18 protein-coding genes and 2 pseudogenes are annotated in these 22,577 nt (G+C 70.1%); 11 read left to right on the top strand and 9 right to left on the bottom strand.

Features of this window, described 5'->3' with window-relative positions; genetic code table 11:
* Positions 1-171: 171 nt before the first annotated feature.
* Positions 172-486 (top strand): annotated as a pseudogene (locus ACFYV1_RS30670) (integrase core domain-containing protein); the annotation flags it as partial.
* A gap of 93 nt (positions 487-579) precedes the next feature.
* Here the strand turns inward: ACFYV1_RS30670 and ACFYV1_RS30665 are convergent.
* Positions 580-1,182 (bottom strand): TlpA family protein disulfide reductase, encoded by a 603-nt coding sequence (locus ACFYV1_RS30665; RefSeq protein WP_389398878.1) that lies wholly within the window; start codon positions 1,180-1,182, stop codon positions 580-582.
* Between the two features lie 635 nt (positions 1,183-1,817).
* Positions 1,818-2,105: a hypothetical protein gene (locus ACFYV1_RS30660; protein WP_389398877.1), complete on the bottom strand. Its 288-nt coding sequence runs from the start codon at positions 2,103-2,105 to the stop codon at positions 1,818-1,820.
* A gap of 703 nt (positions 2,106-2,808) precedes the next feature.
* Here ACFYV1_RS30660 and ACFYV1_RS30655 point away from each other — a divergent pair.
* The gene (locus tag ACFYV1_RS30655; protein ID WP_389398876.1) at positions 2,809-2,961 is read left to right on the top strand and encodes a hypothetical protein; all 153 of its coding nucleotides are present in this window, start codon (positions 2,809-2,811) and stop codon (positions 2,959-2,961) included.
* Between the two features lie 140 nt (positions 2,962-3,101).
* Here ACFYV1_RS30655 and ACFYV1_RS30650 read toward each other — a convergent pair whose 3' ends face one another.
* Together ACFYV1_RS30650 and ACFYV1_RS30645 are read right to left on the bottom strand one after the other, a co-directional pair.
* On the bottom strand, positions 3,102-3,854 hold the full coding sequence (locus ACFYV1_RS30650) for a dienelactone hydrolase family protein (RefSeq protein ID WP_389398875.1): 753 nt from the start codon (positions 3,852-3,854) through the stop codon (positions 3,102-3,104).
* A 772-nt stretch (positions 3,855-4,626) separates the two neighbouring features.
* Positions 4,627-4,878 (bottom strand): hypothetical protein, encoded by a 252-nt coding sequence (locus ACFYV1_RS30645; protein WP_389398983.1) that lies wholly within the window; start codon positions 4,876-4,878, stop codon positions 4,627-4,629.
* Here ACFYV1_RS30645 and ACFYV1_RS30640 point away from each other — a divergent pair.
* Positions 4,878-5,261, top strand: a pseudogene (locus tag ACFYV1_RS30640) (hypothetical protein); the annotation flags it as partial. The gene ACFYV1_RS30645 and the pseudogene ACFYV1_RS30640 sit on opposite strands and share 1 nt — an antisense overlap.
* Here the strand turns inward: ACFYV1_RS30640 and ACFYV1_RS30635 are convergent.
* Positions 5,239-5,772 (bottom strand): NUDIX hydrolase, encoded by a 534-nt coding sequence (locus tag ACFYV1_RS30635; RefSeq protein ID WP_389398874.1) that lies wholly within the window; start codon positions 5,770-5,772, stop codon positions 5,239-5,241. The pseudogene ACFYV1_RS30640 and the gene ACFYV1_RS30635 overlap by 23 nt on opposite strands.
* A 327-nt stretch (positions 5,773-6,099) precedes the next feature.
* Here ACFYV1_RS30635 and ACFYV1_RS30630 point away from each other — a divergent pair, with 327 nt between their 5' ends.
* A complete protein-coding gene (locus tag ACFYV1_RS30630) occupies positions 6,100-6,867 on the top strand; it encodes a GNAT family N-acetyltransferase (protein ID WP_389398873.1) in 768 nt (255 codons plus the stop codon).
* 18 nt (positions 6,868-6,885) lie between these two features.
* Here ACFYV1_RS30630 and ACFYV1_RS30625 read toward each other — a convergent pair whose 3' ends face one another.
* Positions 6,886-7,887 (bottom strand): ArsR/SmtB family transcription factor, encoded by a 1,002-nt coding sequence (locus ACFYV1_RS30625; protein ID WP_389398872.1) that lies wholly within the window; start codon positions 7,885-7,887, stop codon positions 6,886-6,888.
* Positions 7,888-7,947: 60 nt separating this feature from the next.
* Between ACFYV1_RS30625 and ACFYV1_RS30620 the strand changes: the two genes are divergently transcribed.
* The 3 genes from ACFYV1_RS30620 (at position 7,948) to ACFYV1_RS30610 (ending at position 12,757) form a co-directional block, all read left to right on the top strand.
* Positions 7,948-9,156 carry an MFS transporter gene (locus tag ACFYV1_RS30620; RefSeq protein WP_389398871.1) on the top strand — a complete coding sequence of 403 codons (1,209 nt, stop codon included), beginning with the start codon at positions 7,948-7,950 and terminating at the stop codon, positions 9,154-9,156.
* A 290-nt stretch (positions 9,157-9,446) separates the two neighbouring features.
* Positions 9,447-9,623, top strand: a complete 177-nt coding sequence (locus ACFYV1_RS30615) for a hypothetical protein (RefSeq protein ID WP_389398870.1) — start codon at positions 9,447-9,449, stop codon at positions 9,621-9,623.
* A 56-nt stretch (positions 9,624-9,679) separates the two neighbouring features.
* A complete protein-coding gene (locus tag ACFYV1_RS30610; RefSeq protein ID WP_389398869.1) occupies positions 9,680-12,757 on the top strand; it encodes an AAA family ATPase in 3,078 nt (1,025 codons plus the stop codon).
* Here the strand turns inward: ACFYV1_RS30610 and ACFYV1_RS30605 are convergent.
* From ACFYV1_RS30605 to ACFYV1_RS30595, 3 genes are all read right to left on the bottom strand, one after another.
* On the bottom strand, positions 12,729-13,136 hold the full coding sequence (locus tag ACFYV1_RS30605) for a DUF6191 domain-containing protein (protein ID WP_389398868.1): 408 nt from the start codon (positions 13,134-13,136) through the stop codon (positions 12,729-12,731). The two genes, ACFYV1_RS30610 and ACFYV1_RS30605, sit on opposite strands and share 29 nt — an antisense overlap.
* 18 nt (positions 13,137-13,154) lie before the next feature.
* Positions 13,155-14,312, bottom strand: coding sequence for a PQQ-dependent sugar dehydrogenase (locus ACFYV1_RS30600; protein WP_389398867.1), 1,158 nt, complete (start codon positions 14,310-14,312; stop codon positions 13,155-13,157).
* A 257-nt stretch (positions 14,313-14,569) separates the two neighbouring features.
* Positions 14,570-15,568 carry an aldo/keto reductase gene (locus ACFYV1_RS30595; RefSeq protein WP_389398866.1) on the bottom strand — a complete coding sequence of 333 codons (999 nt, stop codon included), beginning with the start codon at positions 15,566-15,568 and terminating at the stop codon, positions 14,570-14,572.
* A 76-nt stretch (positions 15,569-15,644) separates the two neighbouring features.
* On the opposite strand from ACFYV1_RS30595, the gene ACFYV1_RS30590 reads away from it, so the two are divergent.
* The 4 genes from ACFYV1_RS30590 to ilvN all read left to right on the top strand — a co-directional run bounded on the left by ACFYV1_RS30590 (position 15,645) and on the right by ilvN (position 22,537).
* Positions 15,645-16,595, top strand: a complete 951-nt coding sequence (locus ACFYV1_RS30590; RefSeq protein ID WP_389398865.1) for a 2-hydroxyacid dehydrogenase — start codon at positions 15,645-15,647, stop codon at positions 16,593-16,595.
* A 524-nt stretch (positions 16,596-17,119) separates the two neighbouring features.
* Positions 17,120-19,930 carry a putative bifunctional diguanylate cyclase/phosphodiesterase gene (locus ACFYV1_RS30585; RefSeq protein WP_389398982.1) on the top strand — a complete coding sequence of 937 codons (2,811 nt, stop codon included), beginning with the start codon at positions 17,120-17,122 and terminating at the stop codon, positions 19,928-19,930.
* Between the two features lie 210 nt (positions 19,931-20,140).
* Positions 20,141-21,994 (top strand): acetolactate synthase large subunit, encoded by a 1,854-nt coding sequence (locus ACFYV1_RS30580; RefSeq protein WP_389398864.1) that lies wholly within the window; start codon positions 20,141-20,143, stop codon positions 21,992-21,994.
* Positions 21,995-22,012: 18 nt separating this feature from the next.
* Positions 22,013-22,537, top strand: coding sequence for an acetolactate synthase small subunit (gene ilvN, locus ACFYV1_RS30575; RefSeq protein WP_389398863.1), 525 nt, complete (start codon positions 22,013-22,015; stop codon positions 22,535-22,537).
* Positions 22,538-22,577 lie beyond the last annotated feature (40 nt).

Genomic DNA, 22,577 nt, shown 5'->3' with positions numbered 1-22,577 from the left:
CCCAACTGCCTATTTTCCCCTGGGGGCCGCGGGTTTATATTTTAACCGGGCCCCCCAAAAAAAAAATTCCAAAAAAAACTTTTTTTTGGGGCCCCCCCCCCCCGGGGGGGGGGCCCCCCCCCACGAAACTTCGAGGCCAAGGAGACCAGGCTCGTCCTGGACGCCCTGGAAATGGAGCTGTGGCAGCGCGACCGGGACGGATTCCCGCACGGACACGGCGAGTTGATACATCACTCGGACGCCGGTTCGCAGTACACATCGTTCGCGCTGGCCGAGCACCTGGACCGTGCAGGGATCGCGGCATCGATCGACTCGGTCGGCGACGCCCACGACAACGCTTTGATGGAGTCCGCGATCGGCCTGTTCAAGACCGAGCTGATCAAACCCGGCCGGCCTTGGAAGACGCTCTCCCAGGTCGAGCTCGCCACCGCCGAGTGGGTCGACTGGTACTGCCACCGCCGACTCCACAGTGAGATAGGGCACATTCCACCGGTCGAATGCGAAGCCAACCACTACCGCGAAACCACGAAACCCCAGGTTACAGTCACGACCTGGAGTCTCGATCAAACCCGGAACGGTTCACCTTTCGGCAACGAGTGGGTCGATCATGGAACGAAGCTTCTTTTCGTCGAGCGCCTGGAGCGCCCGCGCGGCGACCCTGCCTTCCCGGTCAAGAACAATCGTCGAGGGGATGCCGTTGGGATTGAGCGTGCCCTTTGGGAAACCCTTGATGATCAGCTTGCCGTGTGGGTCATAGAGGCTCGGGTAGGGAACCTCAAAGTTCTCTTCAAAAGCAAGTGCTTGCTGCTTGTTGAAGTCACGGGTGTTGATCCCGACGAACTCCACGTCTTGCGTCTTGAGGTCGTTCGCCACCTTGACGAAGTACGGTGCTTCGGCCCGGCACGGCGGGCACCAAGAACCCCAGACATTCAGCACAACGACCTTGCCTTTGAGGTCGGCGACGTCAAGTGGCTTACCAGCCAGTGTCTCACCTGTGAGGTCGCCAGGTGACTTGCGCTTGCCGTTGGCGACCGTGGAGATGCCGCCTTCACTTGTTACGAAGTTGGCATCGTTACCACCGGCCTTCGTGTCGGGCTCCGCGTTGCACGCCGAAACGGAGACGGCAGCCAACAGGGTTCCGGCAGCAAGCAGAGTACGGCGTATGGCAAGTCCATGGCTCATGCGGAGAGTCTCGCACGGGCACATAGGGGGACGCGTGGCCCTCGCGTCGCACTTTGTGAGGGCTCGTCGCCTTCTCCGGTGAGCTGTCTCGGGCTGGTGGCGGCCAGACCGTCGGGTCGGCGTCGGCCACCGGTCTGCTTCTGTGGGCTCACCGCCTGGCCTACACGGAATCTGCGCCTGATCTCGCCGGAGAGAGGCACCTTCTGCCGTCCTGATCGCCTGTTGGACAGCCCACCTCGTGAGATCACGAGGCTCGTTGGCGGCCCGGCGCGCGACCCCGGCGGCAGCCTAACCGGGCGTGTCAACGGATCGCGATCCGCACTCTCTTGACATGCTGACCACATCGAGGTGCATCCCCGAGGTGTCGTGGTAGGCCCGGGTATTGGTGGGGTCGACGCTCACCGGCGACAGGTCACCTTGCCCTGCTCGGCGGCCGGGCTGTCAGCCTTCCAAGAGGGACTTGAGGACATCGGCGTCGCGCCACTGCCGGAGACGGTTGTGGCAGGTACGGCTCGATGACTTCCCCTGTGGCTGCGCCAGTTGCGCTTGCGTCATGTGGAAAGATCTGCCGTCGCGGCGGCCCGTGCGAGGGTGAAACACGGCCTGTCACCGTCCGTCCTCGGATCGAACTCGGCTCAGCCGAGACCACGATGGGCGGCCCACAACTCCCCGGCTCGGCCGGCGGCGTCGGCGACCAGCGCCGCGAGCTCGGGTTTGTCGGGCACGGGGAACGAGACGTACGCGCCCCGACCACCGCCCACCGGGCGGCCGTAAGCCTTGACGGCGAGGTGACCATCCGGGAGAAGCCGGACGTTGAGTGTGGTGAGGGTGAACGCCTCGCCGCGTCGGGTGTCCGTCCAGCGGAGCGCCTGAGGGATCGTGACGTTGATCGCCAGAGCACTCACTTCCAGGTCGCTGCTCATGGACGGATGATCTCACCCGAGCTCGCTGCAGGTGCCCCGCACCGAGAGATTGACTCAAACGCGCCCCGGGAGCAAAGCCCGCCCGCATTGCCGTGCCGGCGTACGGCTGAGCATGCCCTGCCTCGACGCCGAGCAGGACACTGGTCGAAGCGGCCGCGGCCGATCGCGTGGCAGCCCGCCAACGATGCCCGCGACGAGGCCGAGTGCCAGTCGTCGTGCCAGAACCTCGCCTACACCGACCGCGACATCACCCAACTCCGTGCGCGGCTGGTTGTGTTGGCAACGGGCGCTGCTGACCTGCTGGCTCCCCTTCCCCTACGTGATCGCGCTGCCGCCCGGGCCGCCAAAGTGCGGAAGGTCCTGGACCGCCACAACGCTGTCACTCCTGCCACCGAGTCCGCCGAGAAGAGCACCTCATGAGCCGTCAGCCCCGTGACCACAACGCCCGAACGCACGGCCCTCCGCGCCGCTGCGGACCGCCTGCTCGCGGGCACCCCCTTGCGGTCCACAAGAGGCAAGCTCACCGGCACCGAGCTGATCACCGAGTCCGGTCTGCGACGCGATGTCGTCTACGGCGACCACAACGAGTTGGCCGAGGAGTTCCAGGCCCGCGCAAAGCCCAGCACACGGACCCAACGCCGCCGAGAAAATCGCCGAGCAGAATCGAGCCCTCAAAGAGGAGAACGCCGCCCTCAAAACCGACATGGCCGCCGAGCGAGAGAGGAACAAAACCCTGACCAGGGTCGCCGTCGAACTGTCGCTGGAGTTGGAGCAGGCGAAGGAGGAACTCACCCAGAACGCGGATGTGGTGCGGTTGCCTGGCAGCCGCACCAACTCCCCATCCTGGCAGCGCTGATCAACCTGCAGGCCCCTGGGGTCCTTTCCTCGGCAGGTGCAGCGGGGACGTGAGGGCGGGCTCAGCCCGCCCTCACACCGGCTTCTAAACCCTTGGACTCCGGAGCCGTGTACTTCAGGTTTGGTTTCCGAGCCGGAGCCTCAGCGGTTGGCCAGGGTGCGGTCGAGGAGGGGCAGGAGGCGGTCCCAGTGGCGCTGCAGCGCGGCGAGGTTGAAGGCGTCGGTGTCGGCCATGGTGAAGCCGTGGATGGTGCCGGGGTAGATCTCGGAGGTGTAGTCGACACCCGCGGCGTCCAGGGCCTGGTTGAGCTCGCCGAGGGCCTCGGGTGTCAGGTCTGTTTCGGCGTGGCCGAGGTAGACCTGGGCGGTGATCTTGGAGAGGAGGTCGTGCAGGCCGTTGGGCCCGTCTGCGACCACGGGGCAGTGGAATCCGGCGACGGCGGCCACCTGGCCGGGGTGGGCCGAGGCCGTGCGCATCGCCTGGAGGCCGCCGATGCAGTAGCCGGTCACCGCGACCGGTCCGGCGCCGACCTCGGGCTGTGCGGTGAGGAACCTGAGGTAGGCGTCTGCATCGCTCAGGACACGTTCGTCGGCGATGTGCGCCTCGATCAAGGGCATCAGCTGGGCGATGACCGCGGGCCGGGCCTCTTCTCCGATGTGCTCGGGAAGTTCGATCACCGGTGCAGGGCCGTGCCGGTAGAAGTAGTTGGGGACGAGCACGTAGTACCCGTGCCCGGCCAGTTCGCGGGCCATCTCCCGCAGCACGGGCCGGATGCCGAAGGCGTCCGCGTACATCAGCACCCCCGGGTGCCGCCGCTCACCATCGTCGGGGAAGGCGGCGAAAGCGTCGGCCTGGCCGTCCGCGGTGGCAATGTGCAGCGTCTTGGTGGGCATGAGTTCTCCTGTCGTGGTTGACGTGTCGAGCTGTGATCAAAACGACAGGAGGCGGAGCCCGCGCAGCAGCGCAAGATCCTCGATCCAACAGCGGGCCAGCACCGGCCCGTACGGCGCTCAGAGGAGCGCCGGGTCACCAATCCGTGTGTGGCGCGATGCCGTCCCGGTAGTCATGCCGCGCAGCGTAGCTCAGCGGACGAGAGTCGCCGGCGGTACCCCAGAAGATCCCGGGCTCTCTTCGAGACTCCGGAACTGCCCGACAACCTTGATTCCGACAACCCCCTTGCCTAATAAATGCAGCCAAAGTTGCAGCCGAGGTTGATCTCCCAGGAGGTGCGGCAGTAGCCGTACGGGGACGCTCGCGCACCAGCACCGTGCCCTGCGCGGGCCGCCCGCTCAGATCGATACCCCACACTTCGGCGGCAGTCTGCACCGCCAAGGCGGGAAGCGACCCACCGTCGGTGGCGGCTTGGCGCAGGCCCTCGAAATGGTCGGCGGAGATTCGGGCGCCGGCCCGTGTTCCCGGCTTGAGGAGAAGGCGTCCGTCGAGGAGCGGGGAGGCGATCAGAGTGTGGGCCATCGGTGGCCCACCTTCCGGATCACTGAGCGGGACAGCGAGTGGGACTCCTGGCGACCGGCGCGGCAGTGGATCTCGCCCAGCCCGTTGCAGGTGCCGCAGGTCTTGCTGGACGAGTTGGTGCCGCTGCCACCGCAGTCCCCGCACTGTTCGTTGCGAGGCGAGCGAGGGGCCGGGATTTGCGCGGGCTCGCGATCAGTTGGTGCACGAGACCTCCTCCAGGGCGTCTTCCCAGGTGTGCTGCATGGCGTGGTCGGCGAACAGACAGCAGCCCTCACCGTCAGGACCCGGAGCGGCCACCGGGCAGTCCGGCAGCACGACAAGTTCCGCCTCGTCCGTCCCATGCCAGCGGAGCCACAGCGCGGTCCCGTACGCGCCGGCGTCGGCGAGGAGACCGAAGTGCTCACCGCCGTGCGCGGACAACTGACACTGCACCGCCCTGTCGATGTAAGGTCGCCTACTTCGATGAGCCGAAGCTGATCGTGGACACCGGCATCGCGCACGGTCGCCTGGGCGAAGCCGCCCTGGCAGAACCCCTCATCGCGGACGCTCTTCAACGGGAACACCAGTCGAACCACCGAGGCCGGGCCTTCCACGCCTTCTGGCTCGCCCGCACCCAGCTCCAGCGCGGCAAACTCGACGAGGCGTGCCACACGGCCATGGACGCCCTGACCCCGGCAGCGGCCGTCAGCTCGCAACGAGTCGTCGGTCACTTGAGGGAGTTCTACGAACAGTTGAAGCCCTTCCGCCTGGAGCCGGCCGCAGTGGCATTCGAGGCCCGGCTCCGGGCGGTGCTGCCCCGCCAGGTCAGCGGATCGCCTCGTCCATGAGTACGTAGAGCAGCCCGACGAGCGAGCCGCTGCTGACGATCTCGCGCCGGTCGATCATGCCCCGCACGTCGGTCAGCGGGATCCACTCGATCCGGTCCGACTCGTTCCTCTCGGTCGGCGGACCCTCGTACGTCGCCCCGTCGGCCCGGAAGACGTGGTGCTGGGAGTCGGTGATGCCGTTGGCCGGCTCTGCGTAGATCAGCGGCTTGATCGGACCGGGGCGCCAGCCGGTCTCCTCCAGGACCTCACGGGCGGCTGCATCCGCCGGGCTCTCGCCCTCCTCGACCAACCCCATGGGCAGCTCCCACGCCCAGGCGTCCGTGATGAAGCGGTGCCGCCACATCATCAGAACCTCACGCCGCTCGTTGAGCACGACAGCCACGGCCAGGTGGCGGAGCTTGACGACGTGATGCTCCCAGCGGTTCCCGTCCGGCGTCTCGACGTCGGTGAGCCACAGGTTCACCCAGCTGTTCTCGTAGATCGAACGTTCACCGTGGATCTTCCACTGCATCGCTGCGGCCCCTCTCGATCGGCCTCCAGCATCCCAGAACAGCGGCTGACCAAGGCGAGGTTCGATCAGGATTCATGTCAGGCTGACGAATAGTGCCGCGTCTGCACCAACCGGTTCGCCTCCTGGGTACGCGGAAGCTAACCCGGGCGCACGTGCAGAGGCTCGAGGAGTTCGACCACTGGCGTTGGTACGGGCGGTGCGCCGTGCTCCATGACGACCAGGGGGAGCCACAGGAGACCTACTTCTGGGGCTTCTCCGGCGACTGAGCCGCAGCACCCGCTTGAAAACCGTTGGTGCGTGGAAGTGGGCAAGTGCTGCAATGCCTGGATGGGCCCTCATGAGCGCGCAGCCGTACTCGCCTTGTTCGACCGCCAGTTGCGGCGCGATGTCCGCGACGGGGAACGCGACGGCGACGTCGTACGGCAGTCGGGCGCCGACGGTGACTGGAGCGGCGTCCTCTGGTCCTCGCTGCGACCGGAGACGGCCGACGCAGCGATCGCCCGTCAGGTGCGGCACTTCTCGGCGTTGGGCCGGGCCTTCGAATGGAAGCTGTACAGCTACGACACGCCGGGCGACCTCGGCCGCCGGCTGCTCGACGCCGGGTTCGTGCCCGAGCCGGACGAGACGGTGATGGTCGGCGAGGCCGCACGCATGGCCGTCGAGGTGGAACTGCCCGACGGTGTACGGCTGGAGCGGGTGACCGACGAGGCGGGCGTCGACCTCGTGGCACAGGTGCACGAACAGGCCTTCGGCACCGGCAGCGACCGGCTGCGCGAGCAACTGCTCGTACAGCTGGCGAAGGAGCCCGACACGATCGACATCACCGTGGCCATGGCCGGCGGGGTTCCGGTGTGCTCCGCGCGCATGGAGCGGTACCCGGGAACGGACTTCGCCGGTCTGTGGGGCGGTGGCACTCTTGCCGCCTGGCGGGGCCGCGGCATCTACCGCGCCCTGGTCGCCCACCGGGCCGGGCTCGCCGTGGCCGAGGGGGTGCGCCATCTCCAGGTCGACGCGTCGGACGACAGCAGGCCCATCCTCGAACGACTCGGCTTCACGGCGCTGTGCACCACGACGCCGTACGTCCACGAGGCCTGAGCCGTCCGGCGCCTTCCCTTACGCGCCCTGGGCCCGGACCAGCACGTCCCCGGCGTCGGTGCGGTAGTAGAGAACCGACCGGCCCGCGCGGCGGCGGCCCACCAGCCCGGCGTCGAGCAGCACCTTGAGGTGGCGGCCCACCGAGCCGAGACCCTGGCCCGTCGTCGCCACCAGATGCGTGGTGCTCATCGGACTGTCCAGGAGCACCAGCACGTTCGCCCGCCCGGTACCGAGCAGCCTGGTCAGCGCCTCCGGAGCGGCGGCCAGGTCCGGCTCCGCCAGCGTGCCGGAGCACGGGTACACCACGGCGTTCCGGCGAACCGAGCCGTCGGAGCCCGGCCGGTCCGTGGAGATCCATCCCCTGCGCGGTGTGACCGGCACGAGCAGCAGCTGGGCTCCCATCAGTCGCCGCGGCGGGAAGGCACGGGTGTTGATCTGCAGCCGGTTGCCACCCAGCCACCGCATCTCCGGATGCATGTCGTCCAGGGTCGCGGCCCAGCCCGCCCGGCTCAACTGGCCCGTACGCGCGATCACATCCGCCTCGATGACGCGCCGTCGCCGCGCCCAGTCGGGTGCCACGGCCTCCCGCCACACCCACTCCAGCAGGTCCGCGACACGGCCCGGCAGATCGGGCCGTCGCAACGGGTCCGGCAGGGATCCGCGATGAGCGACCTCGAGGTCCGCGTGAGCGGTGCCGGCCGGCGTCTCACGTATCCGTGCCAGCTCGTCGTAGAACTCCGTACCGCCCTGTGCCTGACCCTCGCGGGACGGCACCGGCGTCAGGAAGTCGGCGATCCACCGGTGCCGGCCCAGTGCGACGCGCACCAGCAGGGCGGTGACCGGATCGGCGGCCAGGCGTTTGCGGTAGGCGGGCCCGTGAGCGTCCAGCCAGCGGCGCTCGGCCGGATGGGCGGGGGAGTCCGTCTCCAGGGTCATCAGGCTCGCTGTCGTCTCGCAGAGGGGCGACACGACGAAACGGCTGTTCGCGAGCGTATCCGCGTTGACTTCCCACCAGCCCAATGGTTTCGCCTCCTCGCGAAACATTACCTCCGCGCCCGAACGCCTGCCGAGACTCCGGCCATGCGTACGTATCAAGAGCTTTTCAGGGCCGCGGAGTTCACGGCGCTGCTCGCGGCCTCCGCGGCACATGTGGCGGCACAGACGGTGAGCAGAACGGCTCTGGGGACGCTTGTCCACGACGCGACCGGCTCACCGCTCCTCACCGCCCTCAGCATGTTCGGCCCCCTGCTGGCACAGATGGTCGGCGCGACGTTCCTGCTGTCGGCGACGGACCGTCTGCCGCCGCGCGCCGCGACCGTCGGCCTGGCGCTCTTCTTCGCCGTGGCCACCACCGCCCTGGCCCTGCCCGGTCTGTCCATGGGAGCGATCTTCGCGATCCTCTCGGTGCAGGGCATGCTCGGCTCGATCGGCAGCGGGGTGCGCTTCGGACTGCTCACCGAGATCCTTCCCGCCGACGGCTACCTGCTCGGCCGGTCGGTCCTCAACATGTGCGCGGGAAGCCTGCAGATCTGCGGGTACGCCGTCGGCGGCGTCCTCGTCGTCGTGCTGTCGCCGCGCGGAGCCCTGCTCACCGGGGCCGCCCTGTTCGTCGTGGGCGCGGCCGTCGCCCGCGCCGGACTCACGAGACGGCCGGCCCGCGCGCAAGGCCGTCCGTCCGTGAGCGAGACCTGGCGGACCAACGCGCGCCTTTGGGCGGAGAAGCCGCGGCGCCGCGTCTATCTCGCCCTCTGGGTACCCAACGGGCTCGTCGTCGGCTGCGAGTCCCTGTTCGTCTCCTACGCACCACGCCACGCGGGGCTGTTGTTCGCCTCCGCGGCGGTGGGCATGCTGGCGGGGGACATGCTGACCGGCCGATTCCTGCCCGCGCACTGGCGGCAGAGGTTCGGTGCGCCGCCACTGCTGCTGTTGCTCGCAGTCCCGTTTCTGATCTTCGTCCTGCATCCGGCGCTGCCTGTGGCGCTCGCGGCCGTCGCCGTGGGGTCGGTCGGGTTCTCCGCCAACCTGCTTCTCCAGGAGCGCCTGATGTCGCTGGTCCCGAGCGAGTTGCGGGGGCATGCCCTCGGACTGCACTCCTCGGGGATGTTCACGATGCAGGGTGTCGCCGCGGCGCTCGCGGGCGGCATCGCGCAACTGACCTCACCCGCGACGGCCATGACCTTGATGGCCGCCGCGTCGGCCGCTGTCACCCTCGCCCTGGCACCCGGACTGATGCGGTCCGCACCTGCTGCCCTACGCGTCGGACGCGGACAGGACATGACCAGGACATGAAGTCGCGGACAGGAACCGCGGCCCGTGGACAGGAACCAAGGCCCGCGGACCAGAACCAAGGCCCGTGGACAGGAACCAAGCCCCGCGGACCAGAACTAAGGCCCGCGGACAGGAACCAAGCCCCGCGGACCAGAACTAAGGCCCGCGGACCAGAACTAAGGCCCGCGGACGCGGGACTAAGCCGCCGACCGCCAGGAGATCCGGCAGTCGCCCGATGCGGCCGACCGCATCGAGGGACGAGGGTGGACACACCGACCGGGGCCGAGCGCCCCCGACACAGGAGGAACACCATGTTCGACTACGCCATCCAGCAACTGCGTCACGCCGATCTGATCCGGGAGGCCGACGCCGAGCGTCGCGTCCCCCGCGCGACGCGCATCCGCCGAGGCTCCCGCCCGTCCTCCCGCGACGAAGGGAAGGGGCGGGTGAGCCGGCCCGACAGCCGCCACTTCACACCGGCCGCCTGACCCGTACCGTGACCGGCGCGTCGATCACGGCTGCCGCGCTCCCGGACGGTTGTGCGATGCTCGGCGACGTGGAGACAAGGTCCGTCAGCCCGGTGTTCGTCGGCCGAACCGGTGAGCTCGGGGTGCTCACCGACGCGCTCACCCGTGCGGCCGGCGTCGGCCCGCCGACGCCGGCCGGGGCACCGGGCGAGCCCCAGGCACTGCTCGTCGCCGGTGAGGCGGGGGTCGGGAAGACCCGGCTCGTCGAGGAACTGCTGAGCGAAGCCTGCCGCCGCGACGCCGTCGTCGCGGTCGGCGGGTGCGTCGAGACAGGCGCGGACGGGCTGCCGTTCGCCGCCTTCTCGACCGCGCTGCGCTCCCTGCACCGGAGGCTGCCCGAGGAACTTCTGGCCGCGGCCGGCGGCCAGGAGCAGGAACTCGCCCGGCTGCTGCCCGAGCTCGCCGCCCCCGGCGGCGAACACGGCCGGCACGACGAGGAGGGCATGGCCCGTCTCTTCGAACTCACGTCACGACTACTGGAACAGATCGCGGCGGACCGCACCGTGGTCCTCGTACTGGAGGACCTGCACTGGGCCGACGCCTCCACCCGCAATCTCCTCGCCTACCTGTTCCGCACCCTGCGCCGCGGCCGGCTGGTCCTGATCGCCACCTACCGTTCCGACGACGTCCACCGGCGCCACCCGCTGCGCCCGTTCCTCGCCGAACTCGACCGCATGCGCACGGTGCGGCGCATCGAGGTGCCACGCTTCAACCGGACCGAGGTACGCCGCCAGATGGCCGGCATCCTGGCGGCGGAGCCCGCCCCCGCCCTGGTCGACCAGGTCTTCGACCGATCCGACGGCAACGCCTTCTTCGTGGAGGAACTCGCCACCGGCCTCAGCGCCGACAACTGCCCCGCCCTGCCCGACTCCCTGCGCGACATCCTGCTCGTTCGTGTGGAGGCACTGCCGGAGGACGCGCAGGGCGTGGTGCGGATCGTCGCCGAGGGCGGCTCCACCGTCGAGCACGGACTGCTGCAGGCGGTCGCCGGTCTGCCGGAGGACGACCTCATCGCCGCGCTGCGCTCCGCGGTCGGCGCGAACATCCTGCTCGCCGCACCGGACGGGGACGGCTACCGCTTCCGGCACTCCCTCGCCCGTGAGGCCGTGAGCGACGATCTGCTGCCCGGTGAGCGCTCCCGCCTCAACCGCCGCTACGCCGAGGCGCTGGAGACCGACCCCGCGCTCGTACGGGAGGCGGAGCGGGCCACCCGCCTGGCCACCTACTGGTACCGCGCGGGCGACGCCGCCAAAGCACTGCCCGCCGTGCTCCGGGCCTCCGTCGGGGCGCGGCGGCGCCACGCCTATGCCGAGCAACTGCGGTTGCTGGAAAGGGCCATGGAGCTGTGGGACGGCGCCCCCGAAGGCGTCCGCTCCGAGCTGCGGCCACTGGACCATGCCGAGGTCTACCCTCCGTGCGGCTGCGACCCGGCCACGACACCGCTGCGCTATCTCGACCTGATGGCGGAAGCGGCCGTCGCGGGCCGGCTCTGCGGTGAACGCGAACGGGCACTGAAGACGGCCAAGCGCGGCCAGCGGCTGGCGGAGGCGGAGGACGATCCGCTGCGGGCCGCCTGGTTCTCGGTGCAGCGGTCCCGGCTGGTCTCCGCGCTGGGTCGCGGCGACGGATGGGCCGAACTGGGCGCCGCCCAGGACCTGGTGCGAGGCCTGGCACCGTCCGCCGTGCACGCGGAAGTACTCGCGGAGGCCGCGGCCTGGCGCAGGGAGCACGCACCCGGCGCGGAGAGTCTCGCGACGGCAGAGCAGGCCGTGGAGTACGCGCGCATGGTCGGCGCGGAGGACATCGAGCTCCGCGCCCGTCTCACGCTCGGCAGCCTGATGGCCGACGCGGGCGACGTCGAGGGCGGTGTGGCCGGTATGTACGCCGTCAAGGACCGGGCAGTCAGCCTCGGACTGACCGCGCACATCGGCCGCATCTACACGAACCTGCCTTCCGTGCTGGAGAGCGTCGGCCGTTCACAGGAAGCGATCCGGATCCTTGAAGAGGGCATGGCGATGGTCGGCAGGTACGGGCTGCTGGACAGCCGCGCCTGGATCAGGAACAACCTGGCCGCCTCCTGCTTCTCCCTCGGCCGGTGGGACGAGGCGGAGGAGGCGGCGACGCACGCCCTCCGCGTCGCTCTGAGCCCCAGGCCGAGCGGCCGCGCCGCCGTGCTGCTCGCCGGGATCGCCGTCGAACGAGGCGACATCGCCAGGGCCGTCGAACAACTCGCGGTGGCAAAAAGGCACTTCGGCACGAATGATCCGGTACTGCAGGCCACGCTTCCCTCGACCACGATCGCCCTGCGGATCGCCGCCGCACAGGGCCGGGTCCTCGACGCCCGTCTCGAGCTCGAACGGGCCGCCGCGTCCGGCTTCCCCCTCGGCACCCAGCGTTATGCCTGGCCGCTGCTGCGTGCGGCCGCCGCCCTGGAGGCCGACACCCGGGGGCTGCCGGCCGCGGAACCGGGCCGCCCCGAGGCCGTCCGGCGCATCCGTGCCGCCGCCAAGGCACTGGTGACCGGAGTACCGCTGTGGCGCGCCTACGAACTCCTGGTCCGAGCGGAGCTGCGGCGCGCGGAGGGAGGCGACACCCTCGCCGACTGGACGGAGGCGGCGGAGGCGTTCGAGGCGCTGGAGCGGCCCCACGATCTCGCGGTCGTGCGCCTGAGACGGGCCGAGTGCCTGCTGCGGTCCGCCACCGGAGCGGGCGACCCCGACCGCAAGCAGGTCACGGAACTGCTCCGCCAGGCCCGGGAGGTCGCCCGGGAACTGGGCGCACGTCCACTGGGCGAGGAGATCGACCTGCTGGCCAGGCGTGCCCGTGTCACCCTCACGGAGTCCGCCGAGCCGGTGGACGATGCGCAGGCCGGTCCCGATCTCGGTCTCACCCGCCGCGAGCAGGATGTGCTGCGCCTGGTCGCGGCCGGTCACAGCAACCGCCGGATAGCCGAGGAGCTCTACATCTCACCGAAGACGGCGAGCGTCCATGTCTCCAACATCCTCGCGAAGCTGGGTGTCTCCGGCCGTGGCGAGGCCGCCGCCCTGGCCCACCGTCTTCGCCTCTTCACCGACCTGGCGGGCGACGTGACCTGACGCCGTCCCCGCCGGGGCTCGGTCCGGGCGGCGGGACGCTGTGCTCGGGGGCGCGGCCCGGCTCGGGGACGGGGGCGACGCGTGACTCTCCGGCGGGCTGGTCGGCGGCGCCCGCCTGCGTGACATCCGCCTTCACGGTGTCTGCCGCCGTGGTGTCCGTCTCCGTGGTGTCTGCCTCCGTGGTGTCCGTCTCTTCGACCTCCACCTCCGTGGACCGCGCCGTGCGCGGGTTGACCGTGACCTTGCCCGAGTCGAGGTCTATCGGTCCCCGGCCGGGGTCGCCGTCGCCGACGTCGACCCGCGTCAGCGCCAGTCGGTTGCGCTCGTCGTCGGTGTGCTTGCGGCCGGGTGCGAACATCTCGTCGAAGGCGTTGAACACGGACCGATCACCAACCCCTTATCGCACCTCCAGCTGGAGGATCCTGTCGTCACCCGCCGCGGGTGTGCCCCGGTTGTCCGTCTCGCTGGTGACGAGCCAGAGTTTGTCCCCGCCCGCCGACACAACCGTGCGCAGGCGGCCGTAATCCCCCTCGAGGAACGGCTGGGGGTCCGCGGAAGGTTCCGCTCCGGCGAGCGGGATGCGCCAGAGGCGCTCACCGCGCAGCCCCGCCATCCAGATCGACCCCTGGGCGTACGCGATACCGCTCGGTGAGGCGTCCGCCGTCTTCCACTGGGCGACCGGGTCCACGAAGCCCGACCCGCCGTCGCCCTTGCCCTCGACCTCCGGCCAGCCGTAGTTCTTGCCGGACTCGATCAGGTTGAGCTCGTCCCAGGTGTCCTGCCCGAACTCGGCTGCCCACAGGCGCTTCTCCGCATCCCACGCGAGCCCCTGCACATTGCGGTGACCGTACGAGTAGACGACGGAACCCGACTCCGGATTGCCGGGGGCCGGCTGTCCGTCCGGGGTCATGCGGAGGATCTTGCCGCCGAGGGAGTCCTTGTCCTGGGCCAGGCCGGTCTCACCGGTCTCTCCCGTGCCCGCGTACAGCATCTTGTCCGGGCCGAAGGCGATCCTTCCGCCGTTGTGGACGACTCCCTTGGGGATGCCCCGGAGAACCGTGTCCGGAGCGCCCAGCTGCCGGCCGGCCGGCTTCTGCTCGTCGTACATGAGCCGGGCGATGCGGTTGTCGGAGGCGGTGGTGAAGTAGGCGTACACCTGGTGGTCGGAGGCGTACGAGGGAGAGACGGCGAGGCCCATCAGACCGCCCTCGCCGCCCGGCGCGACACCGGGCACGGAACCGATCTCGGTCTTCTTGCCGGTCTTCGCGTCGACGCGGGTGATCGTCCCCTCGTCGCGCGAGGCGATCAGCAGGTCACCACCCGGCAGCGCGGCCGCGCCCCAGGGCGACTTGAGCTCCTCGGCCAGGGTGGAGACGACCTTCACCGACCCCTTGGCAGGGGGCCCGGCGGGGCGGGGGGAGGTGCTCGACGCCGCGGCCGAGGGGGACGCTGTCTTCTCGGAGGAGCCGGTGGTGCCGCCGGCCGGACGCTTCTCTCCGCCCGAAGAGCACCCCGCCGCGAACAGGAGCGCGACGGCGGCCACTACGGCCGTCACTGCAGGACGGTGCACGGTTCTGATCCCTTCGACGGGCGGCTGGAGCTGCCTTCTCCTCTTCTTACACCGCAGGCGGCGCCGAGGTTCCCGATCCTGCCGAGAAGCCGGCGCCGCGCCGCGCCCAGGCGTGGGGCCGTGCCGGCCCCTGCGCCCCTGGCGCGGCCCGTCATGTGAACGCCGTGGTGCGGGCAGTGCCCAGGCCCACGACCGACGGCGTACGCCGTACCCGGGCCCACGCCCCCTGGCGCGGGAAGCGCTCAGTCCCACGACCCCAGTGCCGCCGGCAGCGACGCGATCTCGGCCAGGTCGTACGCGCTCAGCTCCAGTTCCACCGCGCCCGCGTTCTCCACCGCCCACTCGGGCCGCTTCGTCCCCGGCACCGGCACCACATGCCGCCCCCGCGCCAGCACCCAGGCCAACGCCACCCGTGCGGGCGTCGCGCCCGCCCCGTGCCGCTCCGCGACCCGGCGGAGCCCGGCCACGACCGGCTGGTTGGCCGCCATCATCTCCGCGGTGAACCGCGGATGGCGTGCCCGAGCGTCGTCCGGTTCGAACCCCTGTCCCGGAGTGAGCGTCCCGGTCAGGAACCCGTTCCCGAGCGGCATGGCCGCCAGGAATCCCACCCCCCGCGCCTCGCACCAGGGCAACAGCCGCTCCAGCGCCTCCGGCGACCACACGGACAGCTCCGCCTCGACCGCGCTGACCGGGAACACCTGCTGCACCCGCTCCAGTTGGCGGATCGTTCCCTCGTACAGATGACCGCCTGAACGGCGTGACGCCCGCGCACCGACCGCGCACATCCCGAGTGCACGCACCTTGCCCGCGCCCACCAGCTCGGCCATCGCGCCCCAGGTCTCCTCCACAGGGACCTCGGGGTCGGCGCGGTGCAGCTGGTAGAGGTCGATCACATCGGTCTGCAGACGGCGCAGCGAGGCGTCGCAGGCCCGTTTCACGTATCCCGGCCGCCCGTTGGCGACGATGTGCTGGTCTCCCACGAGCAGGCCCACCTTCGTCGACACGAAGGCGTCGGAGCGCCGCTCCTTGAGCACCCGCCCGAGCAGCAGCTCGTTGGTGAACGGCCCGTACATGTCCGCCGTGTCCAGGAGGCTCGCACCCGCGTCGAGAGCGCTGTGGACGGTACGGAGCGACCGTTCCCCGCGCTGCTGGGAGCTGCTGTAGGCCCAGCTCATCGGCATGCAGCCGAGTCCGACGGCGCCCACCTCGAGACCCGCCGCACCGATAGACCTGCGCTCCAACTCCCCGTACCTCTCCCTCGGCCGCTCCCCAAAACTAACCAATGACCGGCGGCCGCCTTCGCATAGCCTCCTGACCATGACTGCTGATGTGTGGCTTCCCATTCCGGCCGACGAGATCGACGGGCTTCCCGCGCCGTCGGAGACCGGCCTGAACTACCGCTTCTGGGACGGCGGGCCCGAGTACCCGGCCGATCCCGCGGACTGCGCCTTCTACACGGTCCCCTACATGCGGGGCATGGAGGTGGCCATACGGCCCCTCGCGGCCATGCGCTCCGTACGGGTCGTGCAGACGCTCTCCGCCGGAATCGACCATGTGGAGCCGGGACTCGCGTCGCTGCCCGCCGGTGTGCGGCTGTGCAACGCCAAGGGCGTCCACGAGGCGTCGACCGCGGAGCTGGCCCTGGCGCTGGTCCTCGCCTCGCTGCGGGGGATCCCCGGATTCGTACGCGGTCAGCAGGCGGAGCAGTGGCGCGCCGGCTTCTACCCGTCGCTCGCCGACAAGTCGGTGCTCATCGTGGGGTACGGGGCCATCGGCGCGGCGGTCGAGGACCGGCTCGCGCCCTTCGAATGTGCGCGGGTGGCGCGCGTCGCGCGCTCCGCACGGACTACGGAGCGCGGGGAAGTGCGCGCACTCACCGAGCTTCCCGTCCTGCTGGCCGACGCCGATGTCGTGATTCTGACGACTCCGCTCACCGAGCGGACGAAGGGACTGGTGGGCGCCGACTTCCTGAGCCGGATGAAGGACGGTGCGCTGCTGGTCAACGTCGCCCGTGGGCCGGTCGTCGACACGAAGGCGCTGCTCGCGGAGTTGGAGAGCGGCCGGATCACCGCTGCGCTCGACGTCACGGACCCGGAGCCGTTGCCCGCCGGGCATCCGCTCTGGCACGCGCCCGGCGTTCTGATCAGTCCCCATGTCGGCGGCTCGACCTCGGCGTTCATGCCCCGCGCGAAGCGACTGCTCGCCGCGCAGATCACCCGCTTCGCGGCCGGGGACGCGTTGCGCAATGTCGCCGTAGTGACCGAATAACGACCCCAGAGCAATCGGCTGCGAACACGGAGCGAAGTCACTCGAATGCACCGCGTGCCTTAATCGTCGCAGGTGGTCACGGAGAGTAGAGGGGCTATGTCCCTGAGTGACGATATTGGTGTATCGTCCCGACCTGGGGGCTGCACCGTGCGAGGGGTGGTGCTGTGGCGCGAACTGATTGCCGATCAGACGTGAGGGGGGCGACGGGCGATGCAGGGTCGATGGACCTACGATCCGACGCGGCGGGGCAGCCGCCTGCGAGCCCTGCGCACCGTGCTGCGCAGGCCGCTTCCGACATCTCCTCCGCCGGCAACTCCCCGGCCGCCGGGCCCTTGGCCGCCGTGCGTCCCGCCGACGGACCGCCGGCCGACGGACCGCCGGCCGACGGACCGCCCGCCGACGGACCGCCGGTCGACGGACCGCCCGCCGACGGGCCCCTGTCCGGGGCGCATCCGGCTGACATGCATCCGGCCGACGGGCCCCTGCCCGGGGCGCATCCGGCCGACGCACCCCCGGACCGCGCGATGAGCGCGCCGGGGGCATTGGTGATCCGGAAGGTCGTGCTGGGTGGCAACTCCGGGCTGGTTCACCAGCTCGTCCTGGCGTTCGTCTGCGCCTCCTACGCGACCGGCGCCGCCTTCGGCTGGGGTTCCCGCCAATTGGCCCTGATCATGGGCGACTTCGGTCTCAGTGCCGCCGCTCTCGTCGCCGCCGTCTCCTGCCTGCTCTACGCGCGTACGCCGAAATGCCGCTTCCGGCCCGCCTGGATGCTGTTCGCGCTCTCCTCCGCCATGGCGGCCGCGGGGAACGCCGTATGGGGCTGGTACGAGGTGGTGCTGGGCCGCGACGTACCGGACATCTCCCTGGCCGACCTGTTCTTCCTCTGCTTCGCACCGCCCGCCATCGTGGGCCTCCTGGTCCTCGCCAAGAGGCCCGTCTCCAAGGCCGGCTGGGTCTGCCTCGGACTCGACGCCTGGCTGATCGGCGGCTCGCTGCTCACACTCTCCTGGAGCCTCGCGCTGGCCCACACCGCCCACGCGCAGGGCGAGAGCGTGGCCCCCGCGGCCCTCTCCCTCGCCTATCCGCTGCTGGACATCGTCCTGGTCAGCATGGTCCTCGCGCTGCACTTCCGTCGCTCCTCCGCCAACCGGTCGGCCGTCAACACCGCGATCGCGGGACTCGCGCTCACCGTGCTGTGCGACGCCCTGTTCACCTCACCGCTGCTGCGCGAGAGCTACCGCTCAGGCCAGCTGCTCGACGCCGGATGGTTCGCGGGCTCGCTGCTGCTCGCATACGCCCCTTGGGGAGCGCGCAGGATGCCAGACTCCGTCCGGCCGCCACGGGGCCCCACGCACCCGAGCCGCCCCATCACCAGCTCGCTCTCGGCGCTCACTCCGTACCTCGCCGCCGCCGTGTGCACCCTCGGCATCCTCTACAGCGTCATCGAGGGCCGCCGGGTCGACCGGGTCGTCGTGCTCACCGGCTGCACCGTCGTCCTCGCCCTCGTCGTACGGCAGGGCATCATGCTCCTCGACAACATCGCCCTCACCCACGAACTGGCGCAGAAGGAGAACCACTTCCGCTCCCTGGTCCAGGGTTCGAGCGACGTCATCATGATCGCCGCTCCCTCCGGGGTGCTGCGCTACGTCTCCCCCGCGGCGGCCGGCGTCTACGGGCGCGACGCCGAGGAACTGGTGGGAACGGAGCTGGCGGCGCTGATCCACCCGGAGGACCTCGGCCGGGTCGTCCACGAACTGCGCCGCTTCCTGGCCGCCGACCCCTCGGCGAAGCCCACCACACGCATGGAGTGCCGGTTCAGGTCCGGCACCGGCGACTGGCTCAACGTGGAGTCGACGGTCAGCCGCCACCAGGGCGGCCTGATCTTCAACAGCCGCGACGTCACGGAACGGGTGCGGCTCCAGGCCCAGCTCCAGCACAACGCGGAGCACGACCCGCTCACCGATCTGCCCAACCGCGCCCTGTTCACCGAGCGGGTCAGAGGCGCCCTCACCGGCCGCAGGGCGGGCGACGGGGGCACTGCCGTGCTCTTCATCGACCTCGACGGCTTCAAGGGCGTCAACGACCGCCTCGGCCACCAGGCGGGCGACGAGCTGCTGATCCAGGCGGCCCGGCGGCTGGCCGACTCCGTACGGACCGGTGACACCGCCGCGCGGCTCGGCGGCGACGAGTTCGCGGCCCTGATCGTCGGCGACGGCTCCACGGACCGCTCGGCCCGCGAGGCCCAGGTCCAGGAGATCGCCGACAGGCTGCGGCTCATGCTCTCCCAGCCGTACCGCATCGACGGCGGCGAGGTCCGGGTGGCGGCCTCCATCGGCGTCGCCTTCGCCGAGCCCGCGATGAGCCCCACCGACCTCATGCGCAACGCCGACCTCGCCATGTACCGGGCCAAGGCCGGCGGGAAGGACCGCGTCGAGATGTACGTGCCCCAGATGCAGGCCGAGGTGGTCCGCCGCACCGAACTGGCCGCCCGGCTGCGCAGCGCCCTGCACGAGGGCGAGTTCGCGCTGCTGCACCAGCCGGTGGTCAGCCTCGCCACCGGCCGGATCGCGGCCGTCTCGGCACAGGCCCGATGGCGCTCGTCCCAGGGCATCCTGTTCACACCGGCCGAGTTCCTGAGGGTCTCCGACGACGGCGACCGCAGCGCCGAACTCGGCCGCTGGCTGCTCGAGGAGGCCGTGGGGCAGGCGGCGGAACGAGCCGGCCTCGGTCATACGACAACGGTGTCGGTACGGCTGTCCGCGCGCCTGCTGCTGGACAGGTCGCTGCCCCTCGGTTCCATCGAGGCGCTCCTCACGAGGCACGAGCTGCCTTCCGGCGCACTCGTCATCGAGCTGGCGGACAGCGACCCGCGCATCTCCTTCGACGAGCTCGAACAGCGGCTGACCGCCCTGCGCAGGATGGGGGTGCGGATCGCGCTGGACGGCTTCGGCAGCGGCTACGCGGCGATCAACGCGCTGCGCAGACTCCCCGTGGACGTGCTCAAGCTCGACCGGGGGCTGGTGGAGGGCATCGTCGAATCGGCCAGGCTGCACAAGATCACGAGTGGTCTGCTGCGGATCGCGGGCGACCTCGGACTGCAGTCGGTGGCGGACGGCGTCGACGGTCCGGAACAGGTGCTCGCGCTGCGCGCCATGGGCTGCACGCACGGGCAGGGCATGGCCTTCTCCGGGCCCCTGGACGAGTACCGGTTGCGCCGGTCCCTGGTCCGCGGCGAGTACCCCGTACCGAGGGGCATCGCGCTGCCGGTGCTGACGGCGGGCATCCCCCCTGCCCGGAATGGCTCAAATAATGAGACGCGCGTCCCACCCACTTGACAGTGATGGCGCGCCGGGGGGAGGGTCATTGCCATGCGCACCCGAATTCTCGTACTTGGAAAGCGCGTCGGCTAGCAGAGCCGCGAAGACAGCTCTGCAGACAACTCCCGACGCGCTCCCCTCGCTTGCCTCACGGCACGAGGGGTTTTTTGTTGCACCGGAACCCACCAAACCACCGCAAAAACCCTCAGCTTCGAGAAGAGAACTTCGATGACCGAGCAGGCCTCCGGGGCCCACCATCCGCAGCCGCGGGCCCGTAACGGCGGACAGCCGTCCGCCGCCGTCGAACACGTCACGGGTGCGCAGTCCCTCATTCGCTCTCTCGAGGAAGTAGGGGCCGACACGGTGTTCGGCATTCCGGGCGGTGCGATCCTCCCGGCGTACGACCCGATGATGGACTCCTCGAAGGTCCGCCACGTCCTCGTCCGTCACGAGCAGGGTGCCGGACACGCCGCCACCGGCTACGCGCAGGCCACCGGCAAGGTCGGTGTCTGCATGGCCACCTCCGGCCCCGGCGCCACCAATCTGGTCACCCCGATCGCCGACGCGCACATGGACTCCGTGCCGCTGGTCGCGATCACCGGCCAGGTCGCCAGCAAGGCCATCGGCACGGACGCCTTCCAGGAGGCGGACATCTGCGGCATCACCATGCCGATCACCAAGCACAACTTCCTGGTCACGCACGCGGACGACATCCCGCGCACCATCGCTGAGGCCTTCCACATCGCGGCCACCGGCCGCCCCGGCCCGGTCCTCGTGGACATCGCCAAGGACGCCCTCCAGGCGAAGACCACGTTCAGCTGGCCGCCGCAGACGGACCTGCCCGGCTACCGTCCGGTCACCAAGCCGCACGCCAAGCAGATCCGCGAGGCCGCCAAGCTGATCACCGGCGCCAAGCGCCCGGTGCTGTACGTCGGCGGCGGTGTCATGAAGGCCGGCGCCACCGCCGAACTGAAGGTTCTCGCCGAGCTCACCGGCGCCCCCGTCACCACCACCCTGATGGCGCTGGGCTCCTTCCCCGACAGCCACCCGCTGCACGTGGGAATGCCGGGCATGCACGGTGCGGTCACCGCCGTCACCGCGCTGCAGAAGGCCGACCTGATCGTCGCCCTCGGAGCCCGTTTCGACGACCGTGTCACCGGCAAGCTGGACAGCTTCGCCCCGTACGCCAGGATCGTCCACGCCGACATCGACCCGGCGGAGATCGGCAAGAACCGCACCGCGGACGTCCCGATCGTCGGTGACGCCCGCGAGGTCATCGCCGACCTGGTCCAGGCCGTCCAGGCCGAGCACAGCGAGGGCAACACCGGGGACTACAGCGCCTGGTGGAAGGACCTCAACCGCTGGCGCGAGACGTACCCGCTCGGCTACGAGCAGCCGGGCGACGGCAGCCTCGCCCCGCAGCAGGTCATCCAGCGCATCGGCGAACTCGCCCCCAAGGGAACGATCTTCGCCGCCGGCGTCGGTCAGCACCAGATGTGGGCCGCCCACTTCATCGACTACGAGCAGCCGGCCACCTGGCTGAACTCCGGCGGCGCCGGAACGATGGGCTACGCGGTCCCCGCCGCCATGGGCGCCAAGGCCGGCGCCCCGGAGCGCACCGTCTGGGCGATCGACGGCGACGGCTGCTTCCAGATGACCAATCAGGAACTCACCACCTGCGCCCTCAACAACATCCCGATCAAGGTCGCGATCATCAACAACGGCGCCCTCGGGATGGTCCGCCAGTGGCAGACCCTGTTCTACAACCAGCGCTACTCCAACACCGTGCTGCACTCCGGCCCGGAGGCCACCGGCCTGGAGAAGAGCGCCGGCACCCGGGTCCCCGACTTCGTCAAGCTGTCGGAGGCCATGGGCTGCCACGCGATCCGCTGCGAGTCCCCGGACGACCTCGACAAGGTCATCGCGGAGGCCAACTCGATCAACGACCGTCCGGTCGTCATCGACTTCATCGTCCACGAGGACGCCCAGGTGTGGCCCATGGTCGCCGCAGGCACCTCCAACGACGAGGTCATGGCCGCCCGGGGCGTCCGCCCCGACTTCGGCGACAACGAAGACGACTGAGAGAGAGCGATACAAGACATGTCCAAGCACACGCTCTCCGTCCTGGTGGAGAACACCCCCGGCATCCTGGCGAGGATCGCCGCCCTGTTCTCCCGCCGCGGCTTCAACATCGACTCGCTCGCCGTCGGTGTCACCGAGCACCCCGACATCTCACGCATCACCATCGTGGTGGGAGTCGAGGACCTGCCGCTCGAGCAGGTGACCAAGCAACTCAACAAGCTCGTCAACGTCCTGAAGATCGTCGAACTCGAACCGGGCTCCGCCATCCAGCGCGAACTCGTCCTGGTGAAGGTCCGCGCCGACAACGAGACCCGCTCCAAGATCGTCGAGATCGTCCAGCTGTTCCGCGCCAAGACCGTCGACGTCTCACCCGACGCGGTCACCATCGAGGCCACCGGTTCGAGTGACAAGCTCGAGGCGATGCTGAAGATGCTGGAGCAGTTCGGCATCAAGGAGCTCGTGCAGTCCGGCACGATCGCCATAGGGCGTGGTGCCCGGTCCATCACGGACCGGTCGCTGCGCGCGCTGGAACGCAGCGCGTAGCACCGTTTCTCGCCTGGCGAGACCCCGAGACCCCCCGATC

The sequence above is a fragment of the Streptomyces sp. NPDC003023 genome (genome assembly GCF_042888225.1).
Classification (GTDB): domain Bacteria; phylum Actinomycetota; class Actinomycetes; order Streptomycetales; family Streptomycetaceae; genus Streptomyces.
Note: the sequence above shows the minus strand (reverse complement) of the source record. Positions and strands in the feature narration are given on the sequence as shown.